The organism is Sulfurimonas sp. ST-27 (genome assembly GCF_048081595.1).
In the GTDB taxonomy this organism is placed as follows: domain Bacteria; phylum Campylobacterota; class Campylobacteria; order Campylobacterales; family Sulfurimonadaceae; genus Sulfurimonas; species Sulfurimonas hydrogeniphila.
Genome location: NZ_CP182226.1, coordinates 1,574,768 through 1,594,568 on the forward strand (window position 1 = coordinate 1,574,768; position 19,801 = coordinate 1,594,568).

Sequence of the window (19,801 nt, forward strand, 5' to 3'; positions counted from 1 at the left end):
GCACAAACTTTAAGAGAAAGTTTTTTATAATACCTTTATGTATGTTAGAAAAAAGAAAAACTCAAGTGGTTCTGTCAGTATCCAAATAATAAAAAAAGTAAAAGGAAGATCAAAAGTAATTGAGAGCATAGGCTGTTCAAAAGATTCAGATGAGATAGAGGAACTTTTAAAAAAAGGCAAAGAGAGAATAAAAGAGTTAGAGCCCACACTGTTTGACAACATAGAACAAGAAGATAAAAAGTTAAAGTTTTTGTCAATCTCAAATGAGCAAATAATTCCTATAGGTGATGAACTCTTTTTTGGTAAAATCTTTGACAGGATTATCAGTAAAAAAACTATTTTCCAATCAGTGTATAAGAAAAATGATAAGCATGAACTTTTTAAAGCACTTGTAATATCAAGAATACTCTATCCAGGGAGTAAGCTGTATCTAAGTGACTATCTTTTTTATTTTAAAAAGAAAGAGATTAGCGATGAGACAATATACAGATTGGTAGATAGTCTTTATAAAGATGAGATTAAACAAAGAGTTGAAGAGGCTGTATATCAAGATACACTTGCAAAAATAGATAACAATTTAGTTGTAAGCTTCTATGATGTAACAACACTGTTTTTTGAGAGTGAGAGTGAAGATGACCTAAGAAGAATAGGTTTCTCCAAAGAAGGAAAATTAGCACGGCCACAGATACAACTGGGTCTATTTACAACACTACAAGGGTATCCTCTCTCTTATGAGGTGTATCACGGTAAAAAGTATGAGGGGCACACACTCCTTGAAGCACTAAAAAGCTTTCAAAAAAGATTTAAACTAAAACACAAGCCTATTGTAGTAGCTGACAGAGGTATGTTAAATGATGCCAATATAGCTTACCTTGAAAATAACGGGTACAGATATATCCTTGGTGCAAAAATTAAGATGCTACCAGGCAGCATCAAAGAGAAAATTACAAACCTGACATTTATTGATGATAGTACGACCCATGAAATAGAGATTGATAAAACTGTAAAATATACACAAGAAAATCAAAAATACTCTCTTGATATACACCAAAGACTCGTACTTACCTACTCATCAAAAAGAGCCAAAAAAGATAAACGCTTAAGAGAGAAGGCTCTTGAGAGATTAAAAGCAAAGATTGAGTATTCAACCAATCTCACTAAAAAAGATTTAAAACTCTCCCATTATGCAAAGTACTTGGATATTACAGATGATTGCAAAGTAGAGTTTAAACTCAATCATAACAAAGTCTTACAAGACAGCAAACTTGATGGATTAAAAGGGTATATAATAAACGATACTACACTTTCTCATAAAGATATAATAGAACATTACCAAAACCTTTGGCACATTGAAAAAGCTTTTAGAATTTCTAAAACAGATCTTCAAATACGGCCGATACATCACAGGCTAGAAACAAGAATCAAGGCCCATATCCTCATTTGCTTTGTGGCATATGCTATATATAAAGAGTTTGAAGTAAAAACAAGGGATTTAAAAAAAGAATATCAAATTTCATATAAAATTTTAAGGGACCTCATTAAACATGTATTTGCTATAAAGTTGGATGATGGTGAAATATTCCCTATGAAACTATCTAAGATTCAACAAAGATTTTATGATGCTTTGCATAGCTGACTTTAAAATTGTTTAAGTTTTTTCAAAAGTGGGTGGCAAATCGTGGAAAACAGGAAAATTTCTACATGTAAAGATAGTTGACGCCTTTACATGTAAAGATATAAACAACAAACAGGCGATTACACGTTCTTTGGCCTATATCCCCTCATTACTGTTGTTCGGACTCGGGTTTTTGATGGTGGCTTTTCGAAAAGACAAAAGAGGACTGCATGATTTAATTGCCGGAACCATTGTAATCTATGATGAAGATGCTACTCCTCACTCATAAAAAAACTATCGACTGAGATGTTTTTAAAAGCGGCATTCAGTGAAGTAAAAAGCTGAGGATGTTCTTTTTCCATTGATGAGAGCATCTCTTTCATCTGTGCTCTTGCATAGGGCATTTTGACATCAAAACGCATGGCAGGACAGGCTTCATCGCCTATGGCTTCTATGCCGTTGTCTTCCACAAAAGCACGCAGCTGACGTTCACGCATCTGAATCAGAGGACGAATCACAACAAGCCCGTTTTGGGCTGTATATTTCGGAGCAAGACTGCGCATCTGTCCATTGTAAATAAAATTCATAAAAAAGCTCTCTGCCGCATCATCCATATGGTGGCCAAGTGCAACCTTGTTACATCCCAGTTCTTTGGCAACACTGTAAAGATACCCTCGCCGCATACGGGAAAAAAAGCTGCAAAAGGAAGAATTTTTGCGAATTTTTTCTTTTGCCAAATCATAGGTCTGGGTCTCTTTTACTATATGTTCTATACCATATTCCCTGCAATGTGCGGAGAGTTTGTCAAAATTTTCACCCATTCCGTAGCTTACGGTAACGGCAATAAAATCAAAGGCAAAAGGGGCCCGGCGCTGCTGCTCTTTCATCGCATGAATCATTGTCAGAGAGTCTTTGCCTCCGCTGAGTCCGACAAGAATTTTGTCCCCCTCTTCTATCAAGGAAAACTCGGCATTTGTTTTACCGAGTTTTGACATAATTTTTTTGGAAAGTTTAACCGACAAGTTTATCAACCATTTTCATAATAAATTCAGCGGATTCCACGGCACTGGTCTCTAAAAACTCATCAAAAGAAAAACTTGCATCCATGTCTGCCGCATCACTTATTGCACGAAGAATAAAAAAAGGCACATCCAAAGCATCACATACAACAGCAACACTTGCCCCTTCCATTTCCAGTGCATCTGCATGAAACGTCTCTCCAATCCAGTTTTTTCTTTTTTCATCTGCTACAAACTGATCACCCGTTGCAATAATACCTTCTTGGACATTTTTGCCCATCTCTTTTGCAACCTCTTTTGACAGGGCTGTCAGTTCTTTGTCTGCTTCAACATAAACAGCACCCTCTGGCACATATCCAAAAGGATGTCCAAAGGCTGTAATATCAAGATCGTGTTGGGCAAGTTTTGTAGCTACAATCAAATCTCCTACTTTTAGCTTTGGCGATATTGCTCCGGCAACACCTGAAAACAGAAGTTTTTGCGCTCCAAAATGTTCACACATGGTGGTTGCCGTCAATGTTGAAAATACTTTTCCTATTTTTGAATAGGCTATGACAAGATCCGTGCCTTTGTAATTTGCTTCATAATATTTGTTTCCTGCATATACAGTCGTTTTGTATTCACCTAATTTTTCTAAAATCGGTGCGATTTCTTCAGGCATTGCACCCATTATTGCTATTGTCATATTTATTCCTCGATTGTAAATGTCTGTATTGATTTTTCAAACAGTGGCAACTGATGCACTCTTTTGCCCTCTTTTTGAACGATACAGCTTCCGCCCCAAAAGCCAAGTCCGTCTTCAAATCCCACACGGTTGACAAAAAGAAGCTCTGCACGGCACTCTTTTGCAACATTGCTGATAATTCCATACCATTTGTCTTGAATATCCAAAGATTTTTCATTAAATCCGCGAGCAGGGGATGCCACAAGAACGATAATCAAGTCCGGATCAAGGCTGGTGAGTTCTTCATGCACACTGGTATGCCACAAATCCTCACAGATGAGCATCGAAACTTTTTTTCTCCCCACAACAAATGATTCAAATCTGTCACCGCCTTCAAAATAGCGTGCTTCTTCAAACATTCCGTAATTTGGCAGGTGTACTTTTATATGTTTGGAGAGAAGTTTTCCGCCGCTGTAATACAGTGCTGTATTTCTAAAAACATTCCCGTCTTTGAGTGCTGCGCCGACAACAATATCAATATCTTTGCTCAACTCTTCAAAAACACTCAGTTCTTCAAGCAAATAGGCATCTTCAAAAAGTTTATCCTGAAGCAAATACCCACTTAAAGAGAGTTCAGGAAAGACTATAAGATCTGAACTTTCTTTGACATCATTTATCCAGACAACTGCCTCGGTAATATTTGTACGGTTTAACTTCGGTGAAGTTTGTGCAAGTGTGACTCTCATATTAAGAGCAAATTTCCTCTTTCACTTTTTGTAATGATGCCATATCTGATATATTGAGTGTTTTCAACTCTTTTGCAATTCTTCTGTTAAGACCTTTTAGTACAACTCCGTTGCCAAATTCTATGGCCAGGTCAACTTCAGGCGCTATTGCCTGAATTGACTGTTTGTATTTTACCGGTTTTACAAGCTGCTCTTTTAAAAGGTCAACTGCTTCCGCTTTTGTACTGTAGGGTTTTGTTGTAACATTTGAAATCACAGGGGCTTCAAAATTCTCTTGTATCTGTGTTTGCATAATTTCGGCAAGAGATTCCTGTGCAGGTGCCAGTATATCACAGTGTGATGCAACAGACATATTTAAAAGCAAGGCTCGTTTTGCTCCTGCTTCTTTAAAAGTCTGCTCCAGTGATGCCAGGTCTTCTTTATTTCCCGCAACTACAAGTTGTCCGTCCTGGTTATAGTTGGCAGGCCATACCTGTTTGCCTTCGTTTTGTGCATCACTGCAGATTTTTTCCACACTTGCGTCATCAAGGCCGACAATTGCCATCATACCGGCATTTTTTCCTTCACAGGCTTCTTGCATAAAAGCACCGCGTTTATGCACAAGTTCTACGGCATCTACATAATCAATGGCACCTGCTGCACATAAAGCAGAAAACTCACCCAGAGAGTGTCCTAAAAAAAGTTCGGCTTTAGTATCGGGACAAGCCTCTTTGAAAAGTCTGTATGCTATCATCTGAACAAGTAAAATTGCCGGCTGTGTATAGGCCGTCTGTCCCAGTTTTTCATTTTCTTCAAAAATAAGTTCTTTAAAATCCACACCGATTCTTTCACCGGCTTTATCAAACATTTCACGTGCAGTTTCAGAATTTTCATAAAAATCTTTTCCCATACCAACTGCCTGAGAACCCTGTCCTGCAAATATCATAGCTATTTTTTTCATATTTTTCCTTCTATATATTTTTTATTTTCTGTTATCTTTTTTCGTAATGTGTTTCTGTTTAAACCCAGACTTTCAGCTAACTGTACCTGTGATTTAAACTTATGCAGACCTGCTTTGAGAAGCGGTACTTCATAAAGATACAAATAGTTTCTGTAATCACTCTTGGAACCAAGTTTGTCGTAAAGATAATGTTCAATAATGTCCATTAGCTCACTGTCTTGAATATCTTGAAGTAAATAATTTATCATCACCTGTCTTTTTAAAGAGATGGCATTTTGGGACAAATCAGGCTTAAAATTACTTACGTCAAAGTTACTGCACTCACCAAATAACACAATAGCTTCGCTCACAAACTTTTCGATTAATGCTTTGACATCTTCCATTCTCTCTCGTAAAGGAGGAATATTAAACTTCACACTGAAAAGTTCATCAATTGCCCGGTGGGAAAAAGAGTCTTTTGCCGTTGCTATAACTCTTACATTGTTTTCTTTTACAGCCTGTACCAAACGTTCAATATTGGGTGAATTGTCAAGATTTGTGATTATGATAGCTTGTGTGTTTTCTAACGAAAGAAGCAGCTCATCAAAATTAGATGCGTCAATTATAAATGCATCAGGGAGAATAAAAGAAGCCAAGGTCTTTTTTCCAACACCGTGTTCACCTGTAATAAGTGCATTTACCGTAAGTGTTTTTAAAAGAGTCGCTGTCTTTTTAGCCTGGGAGGAAGCCTCACAGGCAGTTAGAAATTTAGTTACATCCACAACCGCTGCCGCCACCTGTTCCACAACAACCCTCTTCATCAGAAGGTTTGTTTTCTTCCGGAACACCAGTCATTGCTTCTTCAGCAGAGGCATCTCTTACATTGTTAATGGCAACAGTGAACATTAAATCTTTTCCGGCAAGAGGATGATTAAAATCAATGACAACAGTATCATCTTTGATTTCTTTCACTATAACCTGCACAGTTCCGCCATCTTCACCCTGACCGTAAAGAGTCATGCCCTCAGTTAAATCAATTCCGGCAAACTGCTCTTTTGGAACCTCTTGCGTTGCATCTGCATTATATTCACCATAGGCATCTGCTGCTTTTACCAAGATGTCAGCTTTGTCACCTGTATTCATATCTTTGATTCCGTTTTCAAGTCCTGGAATAATTTGTCCTTTTCCGAACATAAATACCAATGGAGCTCCACCTTTGTTACTGTCTACGATTTGATCGCCATCACGTACTTCATATTCCATTGATACAATTTGATTGTCTTGAATTGCCATTATTTTACCTTTTATTTTTTTGGGATTTTATCATAATAATCTATATTATTGCTGAAAAGCATCTTTTACCCCAGTTTAGTCTAAATGTTTCTTAGCCTCTTTTGCCTCTTTTGAATGAGGATATTTTGCAATTACAGCATTGTAAAATGCCTTTGCATGTGCCTTGTCTCCTGTTTTATCCATCGCAATTGCAGTATGTAACAACAGTTTTGGCATATACGAAGCTTTGTCATACAAAGAAGCACTTTTTTTAAAATATGAAATTGCCTCTGCATAATTTTTTCTTTTAAAGTTCATCTCACCTATCATATAATGTGCATAGGCCGGTTTGTATTTTCTTTTAATGAGTTCTTTATAGTTTTGAATCGCTTTTGTATAGTATCTTTTGTCAAAATTTGCTTTTGCCTGGTTGTATAACTGTGCACTGCTTATTTTTCCCGGTTTCACACTGTTTTTTCTAGACTGCATCTCTTTTGCAATCAATGTTTTAAAATCATTGATATCTTTTACAAGAGTATTGAATGTATCTTTGCTTACATACTGGGCATTTATTTTATCTACGACTTTTGAAAGCTCAAAGATCATAGTTTGCAGTTTTGCTATCTCATCTTGATTCTTCTGTACTTTTTCAGCCAGCCTGGTTTGAAACTCATGAATATTGTCAAGATTTACTCTGTTTTGCTCTTTGAATTTTTGTAATTCTCGCTTATTTTCATGAGAGCGTACACTCAGATTCTCTACAACACTTTGTATACCGTCTACCCTTTCACGCAATGAATCAAGTTTGCTGGCTTGTGATTTTGTATTTATGGCAACTTTTTTTAAAGTATCTTTTGTTTGCAAAATAACTTTTTCACTTTGAGTAAGTCCGTAGGGTGTCGGTGCGGTCAAGTCGCCTGCTCCGAACGCAGAAGGTTCAGAAGCAAACGATAAAGAAGAGACAAAAGTAAGAAGTAATAAAATGCGTATATTACTTTTCATCTATAAAACTTATGGTAAAAGTTTGAAATTTACACGACGGTTTTTAGCCCAGCATTCTCTTGTGTGCTCAGTACATACAGGATTACTCTCTCCGTAACTGACCATAGAAATACGAGAAGCGTCAATGCCCTCGGCAACCAAAGCTTTTTTTACACTGTTTGCACGTTTGAGTCCAAGTGCAAAATTGTACTCATCACTTCCCCACTCATCACAGTTGCCTTCAAGTTTTATATTAAAAGACTTTGCAGTAGTTTTTCCAAGTTCTGCTGCAGTATCCACTTTCTCCTGCATGTCAGGTCTAATGTTATACTTGTCAAAATCAAAATAGACTGTAGGGAATTTTGATTCAATTGCACTGGCACTTAACTGATTGCTGTTGAGTGTATTTGAAGATGAACTAATTTCCGCATTTTCACCTGTCACAGTTTCAGTCATCACTTCTTCAACTTCTTGTGCTACCGGTGCTGTGACTTCTTCAGTCTTTGTGTCGACTGCCGGTTCTTTTGTACTACAACCACTGAAAACCAAAAGTGCTACTACAACACTTGAAAGAACTATACTTTTCATTATTTATTTCCTTGCTTTTAAAATTGATATATTATACCAAAAAAATGTAATAAGTGATGAACACTTAAAACTTTACCAGTCCATAGATTGTATTTTTCCTGATTTTAAAGGAAAAAGATAGTTTTTATTGTGCATCAGCCGAATAATGCCAATGGCACTTTGCGATTTGTAGTTTTTTATAAATATAATCGCATCACCGTCTTTGGAAAACCTTGGAAACTCATTCACTCCTGTCGCAGTGAGCCTGCGAATAAAATCGGTCTCTGTGGAGATAAGATGCAGATTAAATGTATTTGCACTAAAAGCATTTGAACTCTCACGGGCCTCATAGACTACATAATGTCCTTGCGCACTGCATGAAGAGTTTGCTTTTCCATAATAGACCAGCTGTTCCACAAGCCCGTTGTCCAATCTTTTGGAAAACACATTGGGATAGCCTAAACGGGATGAAATAAAAATAATTTTATCATCTCCCATAAACTGTCCGTTTACATCTATTCCGCTGTATGTGGTAATTCTTTTATATTTTTTTGTCTCTGTATTGTAAAGATAAATATCCGGCTGACCGTCTCTTGCCATTGTGAGCAGCAGCTTTTTTCCGTCTTCGCTGACATCTGAACATACCATCATCCCGTCAGAAGATATAATGTTTTTCACTTTTGCAGTTTTAATGTCAACATATTTCAAAGTAGGTTCAAAAGAATCCAAAGATGTATAATAAAATGCGGTCTGTGCTTTGTTCGCCCATTTTGGAAAGATATTCAATCCGCCTGAGATGATTACATGCTGGTAAGAGAGTGTATAGTCCGCAATAATAATTTCACTTTTTTTAGGCGCAACTATACGGGAAAATATAACTTTTCTCTTCATCCATCCAACAGAAGGTTCACCCATAAACTCATTGATATCATAAGCCATTGCATGAGATATAAACATATAGATTTTTTTGTTGTTTACTCTGTATCGTTTTGAAAAGACTACTTCATTTTGGTGAAACAGAGTCATTTCAATATTTAAAGCTTTGTTGTCATCCTCAAACAGTTTATAGCGCAAAACATAATTCATATCTTTATTGGCAACAAGTACATTTGTATCATCAAAATCGGCAAACCTGTGATGTCTGTCAACATTAAATAAAGAAATAACATTTAAATCTGCTATCAAAGCTTTAAAAAAACGCAGCTTAAATGTGTCATTATAGCTGATCGACGCATCTTCAACTGCCAAGGAAGGCAAAGAGTCTGCTTTTTTCACTACTTCTATAGTTGCATCACCTGCAAAAGCAAGGCTGATTAAAATGAACAAAGAAAAAAATATTTTCAAAATCTACTCCTTAGAAATTAATATAACAATCGTTCTGCTCGGTCTGTTTTTCGGGTTAACAGGAAATACAACATCTTTTAATCGTTCTTTAATCCTGTCTGCTTCTTCATTGAGTGCTTCATTCTTAGAATAACTCAGTATTCTAAAATCAATAAGTTTACCAAAAGGGTCAAGTTCGATTACTGTTTTTACACTGTTGCCCTCACTGTTTTGCGGCACATTAAAATGTTGATAAACAATATCCTGAATTTTAGCCAAATATTCATTAACTTCATTCGCAGCAGATGTTGCTTCACTTTTTGACGGGTCATGACTTGCCTGAAGTGTACTGATCTTTTGTGTGACAGACTCTCTGTCTTCTTGTTTTGTGGGCCTGATTTTTCTTGTAATCTGTTCTATCCGTCTTTTATTGTCAGTTTTTTTAACTTTTTTTACATTGTTGTCTATTTTTTTTGTCCATACATCACTGAACAGATTATTGATATCTATGTTTTTTACAACTTTTTTAGTTGCGGGAACTGTTTTGGAACTTTTCTTTTTCGTCGGGTGCTTTGTATTTGTGACATTAATTGAAACAGAAATATAATTTTCTTTTTTATAGCCATATGCTTTTGTTTTAGAAGCATGAAACATCATATAAAGAAATGAGAATAAAAAAAATGCAAAAAGAAAGAGTGACAAAAAGCCACTTATGTAAAAATAACGGCTGTTGTTATCCATTTGTAGCTAAAGATACCTCAGTGAAACCTGCCTGTTTAACCGCAGCAAGCACTGACATAACTATACCATAGTCCAAACGTTTATCTGCACTGATTAATACAGTTGCTTTTTTATTTAACTTTCTTGCATACAATGAAAAGTTATCCATAAAAGCATTTAAGAGATAGTTGTCTTTATTGACTTTTATATTTCTGTCTTTGTCTATTGTTATATGCACAGGAGGAATCTTCGAGAGCTGCTCAGTTGTTGAGCCCTGCGGCAGTTTTATATTTTCTTCATATATAATATTTGGAGCGATAACCATTAAAACGACAAGCAATACAAGCATTACATCTACAAGGGGAGTAATATTAAGTTCCGGCTTTTCTTCCCAATCATACAGCACTGTTTTACGCCTTACGTGCTAAAATCGCATCACTTTGCATTTGGAGATAGCTTATAAGTTCATATGACTTTCTTTTTAAAACCTGATGGTATGTATAGGCGAATGTGGCTACAAATATACCTGAAGCGGTTGCCACTAATGCATCCGAAACGCCACTGGCAATAATTGACATACCTCCGCTGTTTTGTCCGATATGAGAAAATGTATCTAAAATAGAAACAACTGTACCAAACAGTCCGATAAAAGGAGAGGTAGAAGCAAAAACAGAAAGTACAGAAAGTCCTTTTGTCGCTTCTTTTGTCGCAGCAAGCATACCGAGTCCTAAAACTTCTTTTGAAACAACATTACTGGTTTTTATAAAATTATTTAAAAAAGAGTTTTCATTTACAGTAGTAGCTCCAAGTAAAAGTGATTCAAGAGAAGCACTTTCACGAGAAAGCCAGTTATTAAGAGAAAAATAGCGGTAAAAAAACACCCAGTTCAATACTATAAAGTATAAAGAGAGCAGTAGCAATACTCCGAGAGTCACAGGGTGGCTTTTTAGATAAAAATCTATTAAATTATTAATCATACGGTTACTATATTAACTTTTGTGCGGCAGATTCTATTTTTGCTGATACTGATGCGATAGCAGTGCTTGAATCTGCAATTTCATTAATAAGTTTTTTTGCTGCATCAAGTGCCTGCGCAATCTCAGATTCAGTTTCACCGCGAATTGCAGCAGCACCTTCAACCAAAATAACAACTTTTTCTTCATCAACTTGAACAACACCCCAATTAACAACAATAGACTCGACTGATTTATCTTCTTTTTCGATATCTACCACGCCAGCTTCTAACAATGTAGTTAGAGATGCATGACCTGCCAGAACACCAAACTCTCCCTCTTTTCCAGGAAGAACAACACTGACAGCTTTACCATTATAGATTTCACCGTCAGGCGTTAGGATTTCAAGTTTAAATGTATCCATTACAGTCCTTTGTCTTAAGCAATATGCTTATTTATTTTTCTCATTCTTAGCAATAGCTTCATCCATATTTCCGACCATATAGAATGCACTTTCAGACATGTGGTCATAGTCACCGTTTAGGATGCCTTTGAAACCTGCAATTGTGTCTTCAAGTTTAACATATTTTCCTGGAGCACCAGTGAAAACTTCTGCAACAAAGAATGGCTGAGAAAGAAACTTCTCAATTTTACGGGCACGTTCAACAACATTTTTGTCATCTTCACTAAGTTCATCCATACCAAGAATCGCAATAATATCCTGCAAATCTTTATATTTTTGAAGTGTTTGCTGTACACCGCGAGCTACATTGTAGTGCTCTTCACCCAAAATTTGCGGATCAAGCAGTCTTGAAGTTGAATCCAATGGATCAACCGCAGGATAGATACCTTTTTCCGCAATTTTACGGTTAAGAACCGTTGTTGCATCCAAGTGGGCAAAAACTGAAGCCGGAGCAGGGTCAGTCAAGTCATCTGCCGGTACATATACTGCCTGTACAGAAGTAATTGAACCGTTTTTAGTTGATGTAATACGATCCTGCAGTGCACCCATTTCACGAGCCAATGTCGGCTGGTATCCAACAGCTGACGGAATACGTCCAAGAAGTGCTGACATTTCAGAACCTGACTGTGCAAAACGGAAAATATTGTCAATAAACATCAATACATCAAGTTTCTTTTCGTCACGGAAATACTCAGCCATAGTAAGACCTGTAAGCGCAATACGGTTACGTGCTCCTGGAGGCTCAGACATCTGACCGTAGCACAGTGCAACTTTGTCAAGTACGTTCGATTCTTTCATCTCGTAGTAAAGGTCATTTCCTTCACGAGTTCTCTCACCGACACCGGCAAATACAGAAAGACCGTCATGCCCGTGTGCAACATTGTGGATAAGCTCCATGATAATAACTGTTTTACCGACACCAGCCCCTCCGAAGAGTCCGACTTTACCACCTTTTGCATATGGAGCAAGCAAGTCAACAACCTTAATACCTGTTTCAAACATCTCTGTAGTTGTTGACTGATCAACCAACGGTGGAGGATCACGGTGAATTGACCATGTCGGAGCATCAGAAACCTGCTCTCCTCCATCAATTGTTTCACCAATTACGTTAAAGATACGGCCGAGTACTTTTTCACCAACCGGAACACTGATCGGTGCACCTGTAGCTTTTGCGTCCATACCACGAACCAAACCTTCACTCATATCCATTGCAATCGTTCTAACACGACCGTCACCTAAGTGTGCTGCAACTTCTAATACCAAACGATGTTCACTACCTTCTAAATTAACATTCACTTCAATTGCTTCGTTAATTACTGGAAGATAACCATCAAAATCAACATCAACAACAGGACCCATTACCTGGCTAATTTTTCCAATCATATTTTTCTCCATTATTTCATAGACTCCACACCACTGATAATTTCTATCAGCTCTGTAGTAATAGCAGCTTGACGTGCTTTATTAAATTCAACATTTAAGTTTTTCACCATCTCTTTTGCATTGTTCGTTGCCGTATCCATCGCCTGCATACGTGCAGAATGTTCAGCAGCAACTGAATCAATCAAAGAGTAGTACATATTGTAATTAATATATTTTTCTACTAAAGAATCAAGCATTTTCTCTTCATCTTCAGCTTCAATCTCTAACATAGAGCTTGATTGTATTTTGTCACAATCAAATGCCTCTGTATCAACAGGTAAGATAGTGTTTACATGTAACTCTTGTGTTATCATGTTCTTATACCCGTTATATACGATATGTAGAGCATCAATCTTTCCATCTTTATAATCTGCGATAGAAGTCATGATAAAATCATCAGATCTCTCTTTATCCGGTTTAGAACTAAGACCTACAACTGTGTCAAACATCTCAACTTCATTGTAGTTAAAAAATTCTATACCTTTTTTACCGATACCACGTAAACGCACCTTTACGTTTTTCTCTTTATACTCTTTTAAAAGTTTGTTAACAGCTTTAATTGTTTGAATATTAAAACCACCACAAAGACCTTTATCAGCAGTAACAAAAACGATGTCAACCATTTTTGGATTTTCAATCTTTTTAAAACAACGATTGTCTAATCCGCCAACTTTGCTACATTTAATGCGTCCAGCTATTTCGGCAATTACCTGATTCATTTTTTGAGCATAAAGACGAGAACGTTTTGCAAGTTCTTCTGCACGGCGAAGCTTGGCAGTCGATACAAGCTTCATCGCACGAGTCGTCTTTTGAGTGTTTGAAACACTCTTAATCTGTCTTTGAATATCTTTCAAGTTTGCCATAAGTTATTCCTTAGTTAGCTACAAAGCTGGCTTTGAACTCTTCTAGTGCTTTCATCAATAGTGTTTTTGTTTCATCATCTACTTTTTTAGTACTTCTGATATTTTCAAAGATCTGAGGATATGATGCTTCTATAAACGGATACAGTTCTGCTTCAAAACGAACAACATTTGATACATCCATATCATCCAGGAAACCTTCATTTCCGGCAAATATAATAACAACCTGTTTTTCAGCAGGAAGTGGTGAAAAAGGCCCCTGTTTTAGAATTTCAACCATTCTTTGTCCACGCTCTAACTGTTTACGTGAAACTTCATCAAGATCAGATGCGAACTGGGCAAATGCCTGCAATTCTCTAAATGATGCAAGATCAAGTCTTAATGTACCTGCCACCTGTTTTGTAGCTTTAATTTGCGCAGCACCACCAACACGAGATACTGAAAGACCGACATTGATCGCAGGACGAACACCTGAATTAAACAAGTCAGTTTCCAAGAAAATCTGACCATCGGTAATAGAGATAACATTCGTAGGAATATATGCCGCAACGTCTCCGGCCTGTGTTTCAATAATAGGAAGAGCAGTTAAAGAACCGGCTCCGTTTTCGTCAGACATTTTTGCAGCACGCTCAAGCAAACGGGAGTGAACATAAAAAACATCACCAGGATATGCTTCACGACCCGGAGGACGACGAAGAATCAGTGACATTTCACGATATGCAACCGCATGTTTTGACAAATCATCATATACAATCAAACCGTGTCTTGCATTGTCACGGAAATACTCACCCATAGTAACACCGGTATACGGAGCTAAAAATTGAAGTGCAGCAGCTTCAGCAGCAGTAGCAGATACAATAATTGTATACTCCATTGCTCCGTGATCTTCCAGACGACGAACGATTTGTGCAACAGTTGACTCTTTTTGACCGATGGCAACATATATACATACAACACCGTTGCCTTTTTGGTTGATGATTGCATCTAACGCAACTGTAGTTTTACCGGTTTGTCTGTCACCGATGATAAGTTCACGTTGCCCGCGACCAATCGGAACAAGTGCATCAATTGCTTTGATACCCGTTGCAAGTGGCTCATGTACAGATTTTCTGTCCATAATTCCAGGTGCTTTTTCTTCTACAAAACGAACTTCTGTAGTATCAATCGGACCCTTACCGTCAATCGGTTCGCCAAGTGCATTTACAACACGGCCAAGAAGGGCATCCCCTACAGGAACTTTTAGAAGTGTTCCCAAACGCTTCACGCTCATTCCCTCACGAAGCTCAGGACCAGAACCGAGAATAACAACACCAACGCTGCTCTCTTCCAGGTTTAGAACCAAACCTTTTGTTCCCTCTTCAAATTCTACCATTTCTCCTGCCATAACATTGCTCAGTCCGTAAACCTTCGCAACACCATCGGCATAAGAAACAATTTTACCTGTTTCATTGATATCAACACTTAGTTCAAAGTTGTCGATACGCTCTTTAATTATTGAGCTGATTTCATCAGCTTGAATTTTTGCTACCACTATTGTTCTCCTCTCATTGAAAGTTAAATTGCTTTTATTATATGTTCTATAATTTGTCTGTCTATTCTGTCTTTAGAAAAATTAATTTCTATACCAAGACCTTCTACTTCTACTTTTATACCGTTAAAGTCATTTTTAACAAATGTCAGGCTGATAGTTACATCATACTTTTTGCCTAAGCCGGCACTCAATTCTTCTATTACTTTTGAATTGATATCTGTATCACTGTAAATAACACCTTCATAAGTTTTAGCCGCTTTTGCCAAATCACTTTTCAATTCCTGTGCAATTGCCGGAATAATATTGATACGTTTGTTTTCTACCAACAGCTTGATAAAGTTGTTGATTTTATCAGAGTTGGCACTTTTTACCGCCTCTAACAAAATCTTTGATTTTTCTTGAGCTTTTATGCTTGGGTTAGCAATAATACTGACAAACTTGTCATTTTTAAATGACTCTGCCAAGGCAGAAAATACTGTTGTCATATTTTGCATAGATGCTAAGTCAGAACCCATACCTAAAGCTTTTATGTATCGTTTTGCAATCAGTTCTTCCATATCAGGCAACCTTTTTCAAAATGATATTAGCCATAGTTTCTCTGTCAAAACTATCACTGCTTTGTTTCAATGTCTCTTTTATGACATCTTCAACAACACTGCGAATCATTTTCTTTTCTTCAAATTCTTTTTTGAGAGCAAATTTTTTCACCATAGCTTCAATATCACTTTCTGCCTGTGCAATAATCGTGTCATTCAAAATTTTGTTCTCTTTTTTAGAAACAATCGCCAACTCTTCAGCAAACTTTTCAGCCTCAGAAATTTTTGCCAATGCCTCTTTTTTAAGAGCGATTGATTCATTCAGCTTTTCCTGAACCTTTTTCAATTCGTCAGCTATTGCCTGACTTCTTGATGCAAAGAAATTCTTTACAGGTTCCCCAACTAGATACCAAACAAGCCCGGCAAATAACAGGAAGTTTACAGTTCTTTGAACTATGTCTGTTCCTGCATGCTCGTGCCCAGATGCCAATGCATAAGTTGATATCATTAGCATTAATACTAAAATTCTACTCACATTACACCTTTATATCTGACTAAATTTAGCTTTTACAGCTTCTTTAAATACCGGAACTTGTGACATTAAGTCAGAAGTCAACTCATCTTTAGATTTTGCAAGTGATTGCTCAAACTCTAAATACTCTGCCGCGAGTTCAGCACGTTTTGATTCTAACTTACTGTCAGCTAATTCCTTAGCATCCGCGATAACTTTTTCTCTTAGGGCCGCAGCTTCCAGCTTGGCATTCATAATTATTGACTCTGCTTTTGCTTTGAGCTCATTGATTTCATTGTCATTTGATCCTACTTTTTCAAGATCTTTTTTAATGTCATCATCACGCTTTTGCATAAAAGAAAGTAATGGGTTATAAAGCCAACTGTTCAGAACGGCTATAAGGGAAACAAATACAACAAATGTAGCCAAAAGTAGTATTGGATTTATATCTAACATAGCACCTCCTAAAAGTTGCGTGATTATACTATTATAAAATTGAAACGATAGTTAAATGGAGGTATAAATTTGTTATTTGAGTGATTAGTTTCTAAAATGTGTCAAAAATTCATCAATTTCATCTTGTGATGCAAAACTGACGGTTATTTTATTTTTAGAAGCCTTTACATGGAATCCAAGTGCACTGAATTTTTCTTTTATCTGTGTAAAATCATAATCGGCATCGCTCTTTTTGACAGACTCAGTTGGTGCAGGCTCTACATTTTTCATGTTTTTTATCATAGCTTCAACTTCGCGTACACTCAGTTTCTGCCCTATAATCGAATTGAGTATCAGCTGCTGGTCTTTTTCATTTAACCCAACCATTACTTTTGCATGTCCTGCTGAAATCTTTTTTTCAACCAGTGCCTTTTGTGTCTTTGGAGCAAGCTGCAGCAGACGCAGAGTATTTGTTATATGGGTTCTGCTTTTATGAATAATATTAGCAAGTTCGTCATGTGTTACATCATGCAGCTTTATAAGTTCTGTATATGCCTCTGCCAGTTCTACAGCATTTAATTCTTCTCTTTGAATATTTTCAATCAACGCGAATTGCCGCATTTTTTGTTCATCAGAGTTGAGAACTACTGCCCGTATCTCTTTGAGTTTTGCAAGCTTTGAGGCGCGTAGTCGCCGCTCTCCTGCAATTAAGATATATCCGTCAATATCTTCTGTTACAACTATAGGCTGAATCAGTCCGTCATTTTTTATAGATTCGGCAAGTTCCAAAAGGGCAGTTTCGTCAAAGGATTTTCTTGGCTGAAAAGGATTCGGTCGGATGTCCTTGAGCGGAATCTCCAATACAGCATCATACTGGCTTCCTTCATTTTCATATGCCTCGTCTATTTCTCCAAGAAGGGCATCCAGCCCTCTGCCTAATTTTTGTGACTTCATTATCGTATAATCGCCTGTGCTAAATTTTGGTATGCAATAGAACCGCTTGATTTTACATCATACAAAATTGCAGGTTTTCCGAATGACGGAGATTCTGCAAGTCTTACATTTCTCGGTACCACTATATATTTATCTGCAGCATCTTTAAACAGTTTGCCTTTAAAATGCTGACGCAAATCTGCAAATACCTGTTTGGACAAATTGTTTTGTGATGAAAACATAGTTGGAAGAAAGCCTCTTACCGCAAGTTTCGGATTAATTGATTTTCTTACCAACTTGACAGTATTGAGAAGCTGTGCCAACCCTTCAAGTGCAAAAAATTCACACTGTATCGGAATAATGACCGAGTTTGCCGCTGAAAGTGCATTTATTGTCATCGGACCAAGCGCCGGCGGAGAATCTATAATAATATAATCATACTCTTTTTGTACATTTGCAATCGCTTTTTTCAAAACAAGTTCACGCCCTTTGGCTTTGTCTGCATCATAATACTCTTTTTCTATTCCCACAAGACCTATGTTTGAAGGTGCTAAATGCAGCGTAGGCAGATCTGATTTGAGAATAATTTCTTTGAGCTTTTTAGTACCTATAAGCACATGATAAATATTAAACTCATAATCATTTCTGTGAAAGCCCAATGATGTCGTGGCATTTGCCTGCGGATCTGAGTCAATCAAAAGCACTTTTTTTTCTGCAACAGCAAGTGACGCTGCCAAGTTTACAGCGGTAGTCGTTTTGCCTACTCCGCCCTTTTGATTTGCAATTACTATTACTTCACTCATCGCCTGCTGTATATCCTCTCACCATTTATATTCAAACTGCCATCACTCTCGAGTACACAAGACTCAAGTGATATTTTTTTACCATCACTATGGGTAAAAAACTCCTTGTTGTTTTCAAATTCTAACTTATATTTGCTAAAAACTTGCTTCCATAAAACCTTTTTTTCTATATTTTTCAAATATGCTGCAATTAATATTTTTCTGTTGAGCGCAATATCCAATGATGCAAAGCCCTGTGGTGCTGTTACAAGGTTTATTCCCACACCGCAGACAAGTGTATCGTCTACTCTGTTTGTAATCATTCCGCCTGTTTTTTTTGTACCGATATAAAAATCATTCGGCCACTTTAAAAAAACTTTTGAACCAAATTCAGATAAAGTTTCTTTGAGCAGATAAGAAAAGTACAGTGACACAGATTCTAATTTTAAATCATGAGGCAATTGTTCTGTATCCAGGGCAAAGGACATAAAAAGATTTCCTTTTTGGGAACTCCATTCGTTATTTCGACTGCCGATTCCCTTTGTCTGAATATCTGCAACCACAGCCACAGGAGCAGTCAGCTTCTTGTTTTTCAACTGTTCTTTTAAAAAAAGCTGCGTTGATGGCAGTGTATTATAGTAATGTATCTTCAAGTCCGAGTCTTTTCCCGTTAATATAAGAGATAACATCCATCTCTTTTTTTGACTGTGGCTGTACCTTATAAATACGAAGAGCCCCCTGCTTACATGTAACGACAATACTTTTTTTGTCTATTGCAGTTATTTTGCCGGCATCAGCATGTTCTTCATCTTTTTTTTCAAGCTGTATCTCTTTTAGTTTCAGTCCGCTTGCAAGATAAATTCCCGGCCATGGTGTAAAAGCACGGTATTTGTTATAAATCTCCTGCACATTGTCAAAGACAACTGCACCGTCTGCTTTTGTTATTTTTTTACAATAAGAAGCATGTGCATCATCCTGTTTTTTGGGCGTATATATATGAAAATTGCGCAGCACATCTATCGTCAGATCAGCAGCAGTCTGTGTAAGCTTTTCAAACAACTCTTCAACCATCATCTCCTCACTGACAGAGACTTTTTCGATTTTTAAAATGTCACCCGTATCAAGCCCCTCTTCCATAAGCATGGCAGTTACACCGGTTGTCTTGTCACCGTTTAACAAGGTTTGCTGTATCGGACTTGCTCCGCGATATTGCGGTAACACCGAAGCGTGAAGATTGATACAGGGTGCATGATCTAAAATTTCTCGTGGTAAAATCTGCCCGTATGCAGCCACTACTATAAAATCACAGGGAATTTCAAGAATCTCTTTTACAGTTTCCTCATCCCGAAGTTTTTTTGGCTGATAGAGCGGAATGTTATGCTCTTGCGCAGTAAGCTTCACAGGAGGAGGCGTAAGTACTTTTTTGCGCCCGACAGGTTTGTCAGGCTGTGTATAGACGGCAACAACATTTATATCTTCTGTTGCTATTACTTTTTGAAGAATTTTCTGGGCATACTCAGGTGTCCCCATAAATATTATATTTTTCATT

25 protein-coding genes are annotated in these 19,801 nt (G+C 37.2%); 2 read left to right on the top strand and 23 right to left on the bottom strand.

The genetic code is table 11. The features are described from left to right. Nucleotides 1-37: 37 nt before the first annotated feature. Together ACM66U_RS08325 and ACM66U_RS08330 are read left to right on the top strand one after the other, a co-directional pair. The gene (locus ACM66U_RS08325; RefSeq protein ID WP_418640525.1) at nt 38-1,636 is read left to right on the top strand and encodes an IS1634 family transposase; all 1,599 of its coding nucleotides are present in this window, start codon (nt 38-40) and stop codon (nt 1,634-1,636) included. Between the two features lie 28 nt (nt 1,637-1,664). Beyond that, nucleotides 1,665-1,904, top strand: a complete 240-nt coding sequence (locus ACM66U_RS08330; protein ID WP_418640526.1) for an RDD family protein — start codon at nt 1,665-1,667, stop codon at nt 1,902-1,904. On the opposite strand, the gene ACM66U_RS08335 is transcribed toward ACM66U_RS08330, so the two are convergent. The 23 genes from ACM66U_RS08335 to fmt all read right to left on the bottom strand — a co-directional run bounded on the left by ACM66U_RS08335 (nt 1,888) and on the right by fmt (nt 19,800). Then, nucleotides 1,888-2,610: a tRNA 2-thiocytidine biosynthesis TtcA family protein gene (locus ACM66U_RS08335; RefSeq protein ID WP_346389003.1), complete on the bottom strand. Its 723-nt coding sequence runs from the start codon at nt 2,608-2,610 to the stop codon at nt 1,888-1,890. The two genes, ACM66U_RS08330 and ACM66U_RS08335, sit on opposite strands and share 17 nt — an antisense overlap. 16 nt (nt 2,611-2,626) lie before the next feature. Continuing rightward, complete coding sequence (locus tag ACM66U_RS08340) at nt 2,627-3,319, bottom strand: 5'-methylthioadenosine/adenosylhomocysteine nucleosidase (protein WP_346389004.1); 693 nt, start codon at nt 3,317-3,319, stop codon at nt 2,627-2,629. A 2-nt stretch (nt 3,320-3,321) separates the two neighbouring features. Next, nucleotides 3,322-4,044 (bottom strand): nitrilase-related carbon-nitrogen hydrolase, encoded by a 723-nt coding sequence (locus ACM66U_RS08345; RefSeq protein ID WP_151899925.1) that lies wholly within the window; start codon nt 4,042-4,044, stop codon nt 3,322-3,324. 1 nt (nt 4,045) lies between these two features. Then, a complete protein-coding gene (gene fabD / locus ACM66U_RS08350) occupies nt 4,046-4,984 on the bottom strand; it encodes an ACP S-malonyltransferase (protein WP_418640527.1) in 939 nt (312 codons plus the stop codon). Continuing rightward, nucleotides 4,981-5,784 carry a Fis family transcriptional regulator gene (locus tag ACM66U_RS08355; protein ID WP_230973305.1) on the bottom strand — a complete coding sequence of 268 codons (804 nt, stop codon included), beginning with the start codon at nt 5,782-5,784 and terminating at the stop codon, nt 4,981-4,983. Before ACM66U_RS08355 ends, fabD begins: the two co-directional genes overlap by 4 nt. Next, on the bottom strand, nt 5,732-6,256 hold the full coding sequence (locus ACM66U_RS08360) for an FKBP-type peptidyl-prolyl cis-trans isomerase (protein WP_151899923.1): 525 nt from the start codon (nt 6,254-6,256) through the stop codon (nt 5,732-5,734). Before ACM66U_RS08360 ends, ACM66U_RS08355 begins: the two co-directional genes overlap by 53 nt. Nucleotides 6,257-6,331: 75 nt before the next feature. Beyond that, entirely contained in the window at nt 6,332-7,237 is a 906-nt protein-coding gene (locus ACM66U_RS08365) for a tetratricopeptide repeat protein (RefSeq protein ID WP_418640528.1), read from the bottom strand. 9 nt (nt 7,238-7,246) lie between these two features. After that, nucleotides 7,247-7,804 carry a peptidoglycan-associated lipoprotein Pal gene (gene pal, locus ACM66U_RS08370; RefSeq protein WP_151899921.1) on the bottom strand — a complete coding sequence of 186 codons (558 nt, stop codon included), beginning with the start codon at nt 7,802-7,804 and terminating at the stop codon, nt 7,247-7,249. Between the two features lie 72 nt (nt 7,805-7,876). After that, a complete protein-coding gene (tolB, locus tag ACM66U_RS08375; protein ID WP_151899920.1) occupies nt 7,877-9,127 on the bottom strand; it encodes a Tol-Pal system protein TolB in 1,251 nt (416 codons plus the stop codon). 3 nt (nt 9,128-9,130) lie between these two features. Next, on the bottom strand, nt 9,131-9,847 hold the full coding sequence (locus ACM66U_RS08380) for a TonB C-terminal domain-containing protein (protein ID WP_346389009.1): 717 nt from the start codon (nt 9,845-9,847) through the stop codon (nt 9,131-9,133). Further along, the gene (locus ACM66U_RS08385; protein ID WP_346389010.1) at nt 9,840-10,232 is read right to left on the bottom strand and encodes a biopolymer transporter ExbD; all 393 of its coding nucleotides are present in this window, start codon (nt 10,230-10,232) and stop codon (nt 9,840-9,842) included. Before ACM66U_RS08385 ends, ACM66U_RS08380 begins: the two co-directional genes overlap by 8 nt. Before the next feature lie 4 nt (nt 10,233-10,236). Continuing rightward, on the bottom strand, nt 10,237-10,803 hold the full coding sequence (locus ACM66U_RS08390; protein WP_346389011.1) for a MotA/TolQ/ExbB proton channel family protein: 567 nt from the start codon (nt 10,801-10,803) through the stop codon (nt 10,237-10,239). 7 nt (nt 10,804-10,810) lie between these two features. Further along, nucleotides 10,811-11,203, bottom strand: coding sequence for an ATP synthase F1 subunit epsilon (gene atpC, locus ACM66U_RS08395; protein ID WP_151899917.1), 393 nt, complete (start codon nt 11,201-11,203; stop codon nt 10,811-10,813). Between the two features lie 27 nt (nt 11,204-11,230). Continuing rightward, complete coding sequence (gene atpD / locus ACM66U_RS08400) at nt 11,231-12,625, bottom strand: F0F1 ATP synthase subunit beta (RefSeq protein ID WP_418640529.1); 1,395 nt, start codon at nt 12,623-12,625, stop codon at nt 11,231-11,233. Nucleotides 12,626-12,636: 11 nt separating this feature from the next. Further along, nucleotides 12,637-13,527 (bottom strand): ATP synthase F1 subunit gamma, encoded by an 891-nt coding sequence (gene atpG, locus ACM66U_RS08405; RefSeq protein ID WP_152184473.1) that lies wholly within the window; start codon nt 13,525-13,527, stop codon nt 12,637-12,639. A 10-nt stretch (nt 13,528-13,537) separates the two neighbouring features. After that, the gene (atpA, locus tag ACM66U_RS08410) at nt 13,538-15,055 is read right to left on the bottom strand and encodes a F0F1 ATP synthase subunit alpha (protein WP_151899914.1); all 1,518 of its coding nucleotides are present in this window, start codon (nt 15,053-15,055) and stop codon (nt 13,538-13,540) included. A gap of 23 nt (nt 15,056-15,078) precedes the next feature. Then, nucleotides 15,079-15,612, bottom strand: a complete 534-nt coding sequence (locus ACM66U_RS08415) for a F0F1 ATP synthase subunit delta (protein ID WP_151899913.1) — start codon at nt 15,610-15,612, stop codon at nt 15,079-15,081. A gap of 1 nt (nt 15,613) precedes the next feature. Continuing rightward, entirely contained in the window at nt 15,614-16,126 is a 513-nt protein-coding gene (locus ACM66U_RS08420; RefSeq protein WP_193150191.1) for a F0F1 ATP synthase subunit B, read from the bottom strand. A 9-nt stretch (nt 16,127-16,135) separates the two neighbouring features. Next, nucleotides 16,136-16,558, bottom strand: a complete 423-nt coding sequence (locus ACM66U_RS08425) for a FoF1 ATP synthase subunit B' (RefSeq protein ID WP_151899911.1) — start codon at nt 16,556-16,558, stop codon at nt 16,136-16,138. Nucleotides 16,559-16,642: 84 nt separating this feature from the next. Beyond that, nucleotides 16,643-17,491 (bottom strand): ParB/RepB/Spo0J family partition protein, encoded by an 849-nt coding sequence (locus ACM66U_RS08430; RefSeq protein WP_346389012.1) that lies wholly within the window; start codon nt 17,489-17,491, stop codon nt 16,643-16,645. Further along, the gene (locus ACM66U_RS08435; RefSeq protein WP_151899909.1) at nt 17,491-18,273 is read right to left on the bottom strand and encodes a ParA family protein; all 783 of its coding nucleotides are present in this window, start codon (nt 18,271-18,273) and stop codon (nt 17,491-17,493) included. The genes ACM66U_RS08430 and ACM66U_RS08435 overlap by 1 nt, the downstream gene beginning before the upstream one ends. Continuing rightward, the gene (locus tag ACM66U_RS08440; protein WP_418640530.1) at nt 18,270-18,905 is read right to left on the bottom strand and encodes a biotin--[acetyl-CoA-carboxylase] ligase; all 636 of its coding nucleotides are present in this window, start codon (nt 18,903-18,905) and stop codon (nt 18,270-18,272) included. Before ACM66U_RS08440 ends, ACM66U_RS08435 begins: the two co-directional genes overlap by 4 nt. Continuing rightward, nucleotides 18,886-19,800, bottom strand: a complete 915-nt coding sequence (gene fmt / locus ACM66U_RS08445) for a methionyl-tRNA formyltransferase (RefSeq protein ID WP_418640531.1) — start codon at nt 19,798-19,800, stop codon at nt 18,886-18,888. The genes ACM66U_RS08440 and fmt overlap by 20 nt, the downstream gene beginning before the upstream one ends. Nucleotide 19,801: the final 1 nt, after the last annotated feature.

Bases quoted from the DNA above. Each gene is read 5' to 3' on its own strand.
- ACM66U_RS08325 (WP_418640525.1), top strand. From the start codon at position 38: ATGTATGTTAGAAAAAAGAAAAACTCAAGTGGTTCTGTCAGTATCCAA.
- ACM66U_RS08335 (WP_346389003.1), bottom strand. From the start codon at position 2,610: ATGTCAAAACTCGGTAAAACAAATGCCGAGTTTTCCTTGATAGAAGAG.
- ACM66U_RS08340 (WP_346389004.1), bottom strand. From the start codon at position 3,319: ATGACAATAGCAATAATGGGTGCAATGCCTGAAGAAATCGCACCGATT.
- ACM66U_RS08345 (WP_151899925.1), bottom strand. From the start codon at position 4,044: ATGAGAGTCACACTTGCACAAACTTCACCGAAGTTAAACCGTACAAAT.
- fabD (WP_418640527.1), bottom strand. From the start codon at position 4,984: ATGAAAAAAATAGCTATGATATTTGCAGGACAGGGTTCTCAGGCAGTT.
- ACM66U_RS08355 (WP_230973305.1), bottom strand. From the start codon at position 5,784: ATGAAGAGGGTTGTTGTGGAACAGGTGGCGGCAGCGGTTGTGGATGTA.
- ACM66U_RS08360 (WP_151899923.1), bottom strand. From the start codon at position 6,256: ATGGCAATTCAAGACAATCAAATTGTATCAATGGAATATGAAGTACGT.
- ACM66U_RS08365 (WP_418640528.1), bottom strand. From the start codon at position 7,237: ATGAAAAGTAATATACGCATTTTATTACTTCTTACTTTTGTCTCTTCT.
- pal (WP_151899921.1), bottom strand. From the start codon at position 7,804: ATGAAAAGTATAGTTCTTTCAAGTGTTGTAGTAGCACTTTTGGTTTTC.
- ACM66U_RS08380 (WP_346389009.1), bottom strand. From the start codon at position 9,847: ATGGATAACAACAGCCGTTATTTTTACATAAGTGGCTTTTTGTCACTC.
- ACM66U_RS08390 (WP_346389011.1), bottom strand. From the start codon at position 10,803: ATGATTAATAATTTAATAGATTTTTATCTAAAAAGCCACCCTGTGACT.
- atpC (WP_151899917.1), bottom strand. From the start codon at position 11,203: ATGGATACATTTAAACTTGAAATCCTAACGCCTGACGGTGAAATCTAT.
- atpD (WP_418640529.1), bottom strand. From the start codon at position 12,625: ATGATTGGAAAAATTAGCCAGGTAATGGGTCCTGTTGTTGATGTTGAT.
- atpG (WP_152184473.1), bottom strand. From the start codon at position 13,527: ATGGCAAACTTGAAAGATATTCAAAGACAGATTAAGAGTGTTTCAAAC.
- ACM66U_RS08415 (WP_151899913.1), bottom strand. From the start codon at position 15,612: ATGGAAGAACTGATTGCAAAACGATACATAAAAGCTTTAGGTATGGGT.
- ACM66U_RS08425 (WP_151899911.1), bottom strand. From the start codon at position 16,558: ATGTTAGATATAAATCCAATACTACTTTTGGCTACATTTGTTGTATTT.
- ACM66U_RS08430 (WP_346389012.1), bottom strand. From the start codon at position 17,491: ATGAAGTCACAAAAATTAGGCAGAGGGCTGGATGCCCTTCTTGGAGAA.
- ACM66U_RS08435 (WP_151899909.1), bottom strand. From the start codon at position 18,273: ATGAGTGAAGTAATAGTAATTGCAAATCAAAAGGGCGGAGTAGGCAAA.
- fmt (WP_418640531.1), bottom strand. From the start codon at position 19,800: ATGAAAAATATAATATTTATGGGGACACCTGAGTATGCCCAGAAAATT.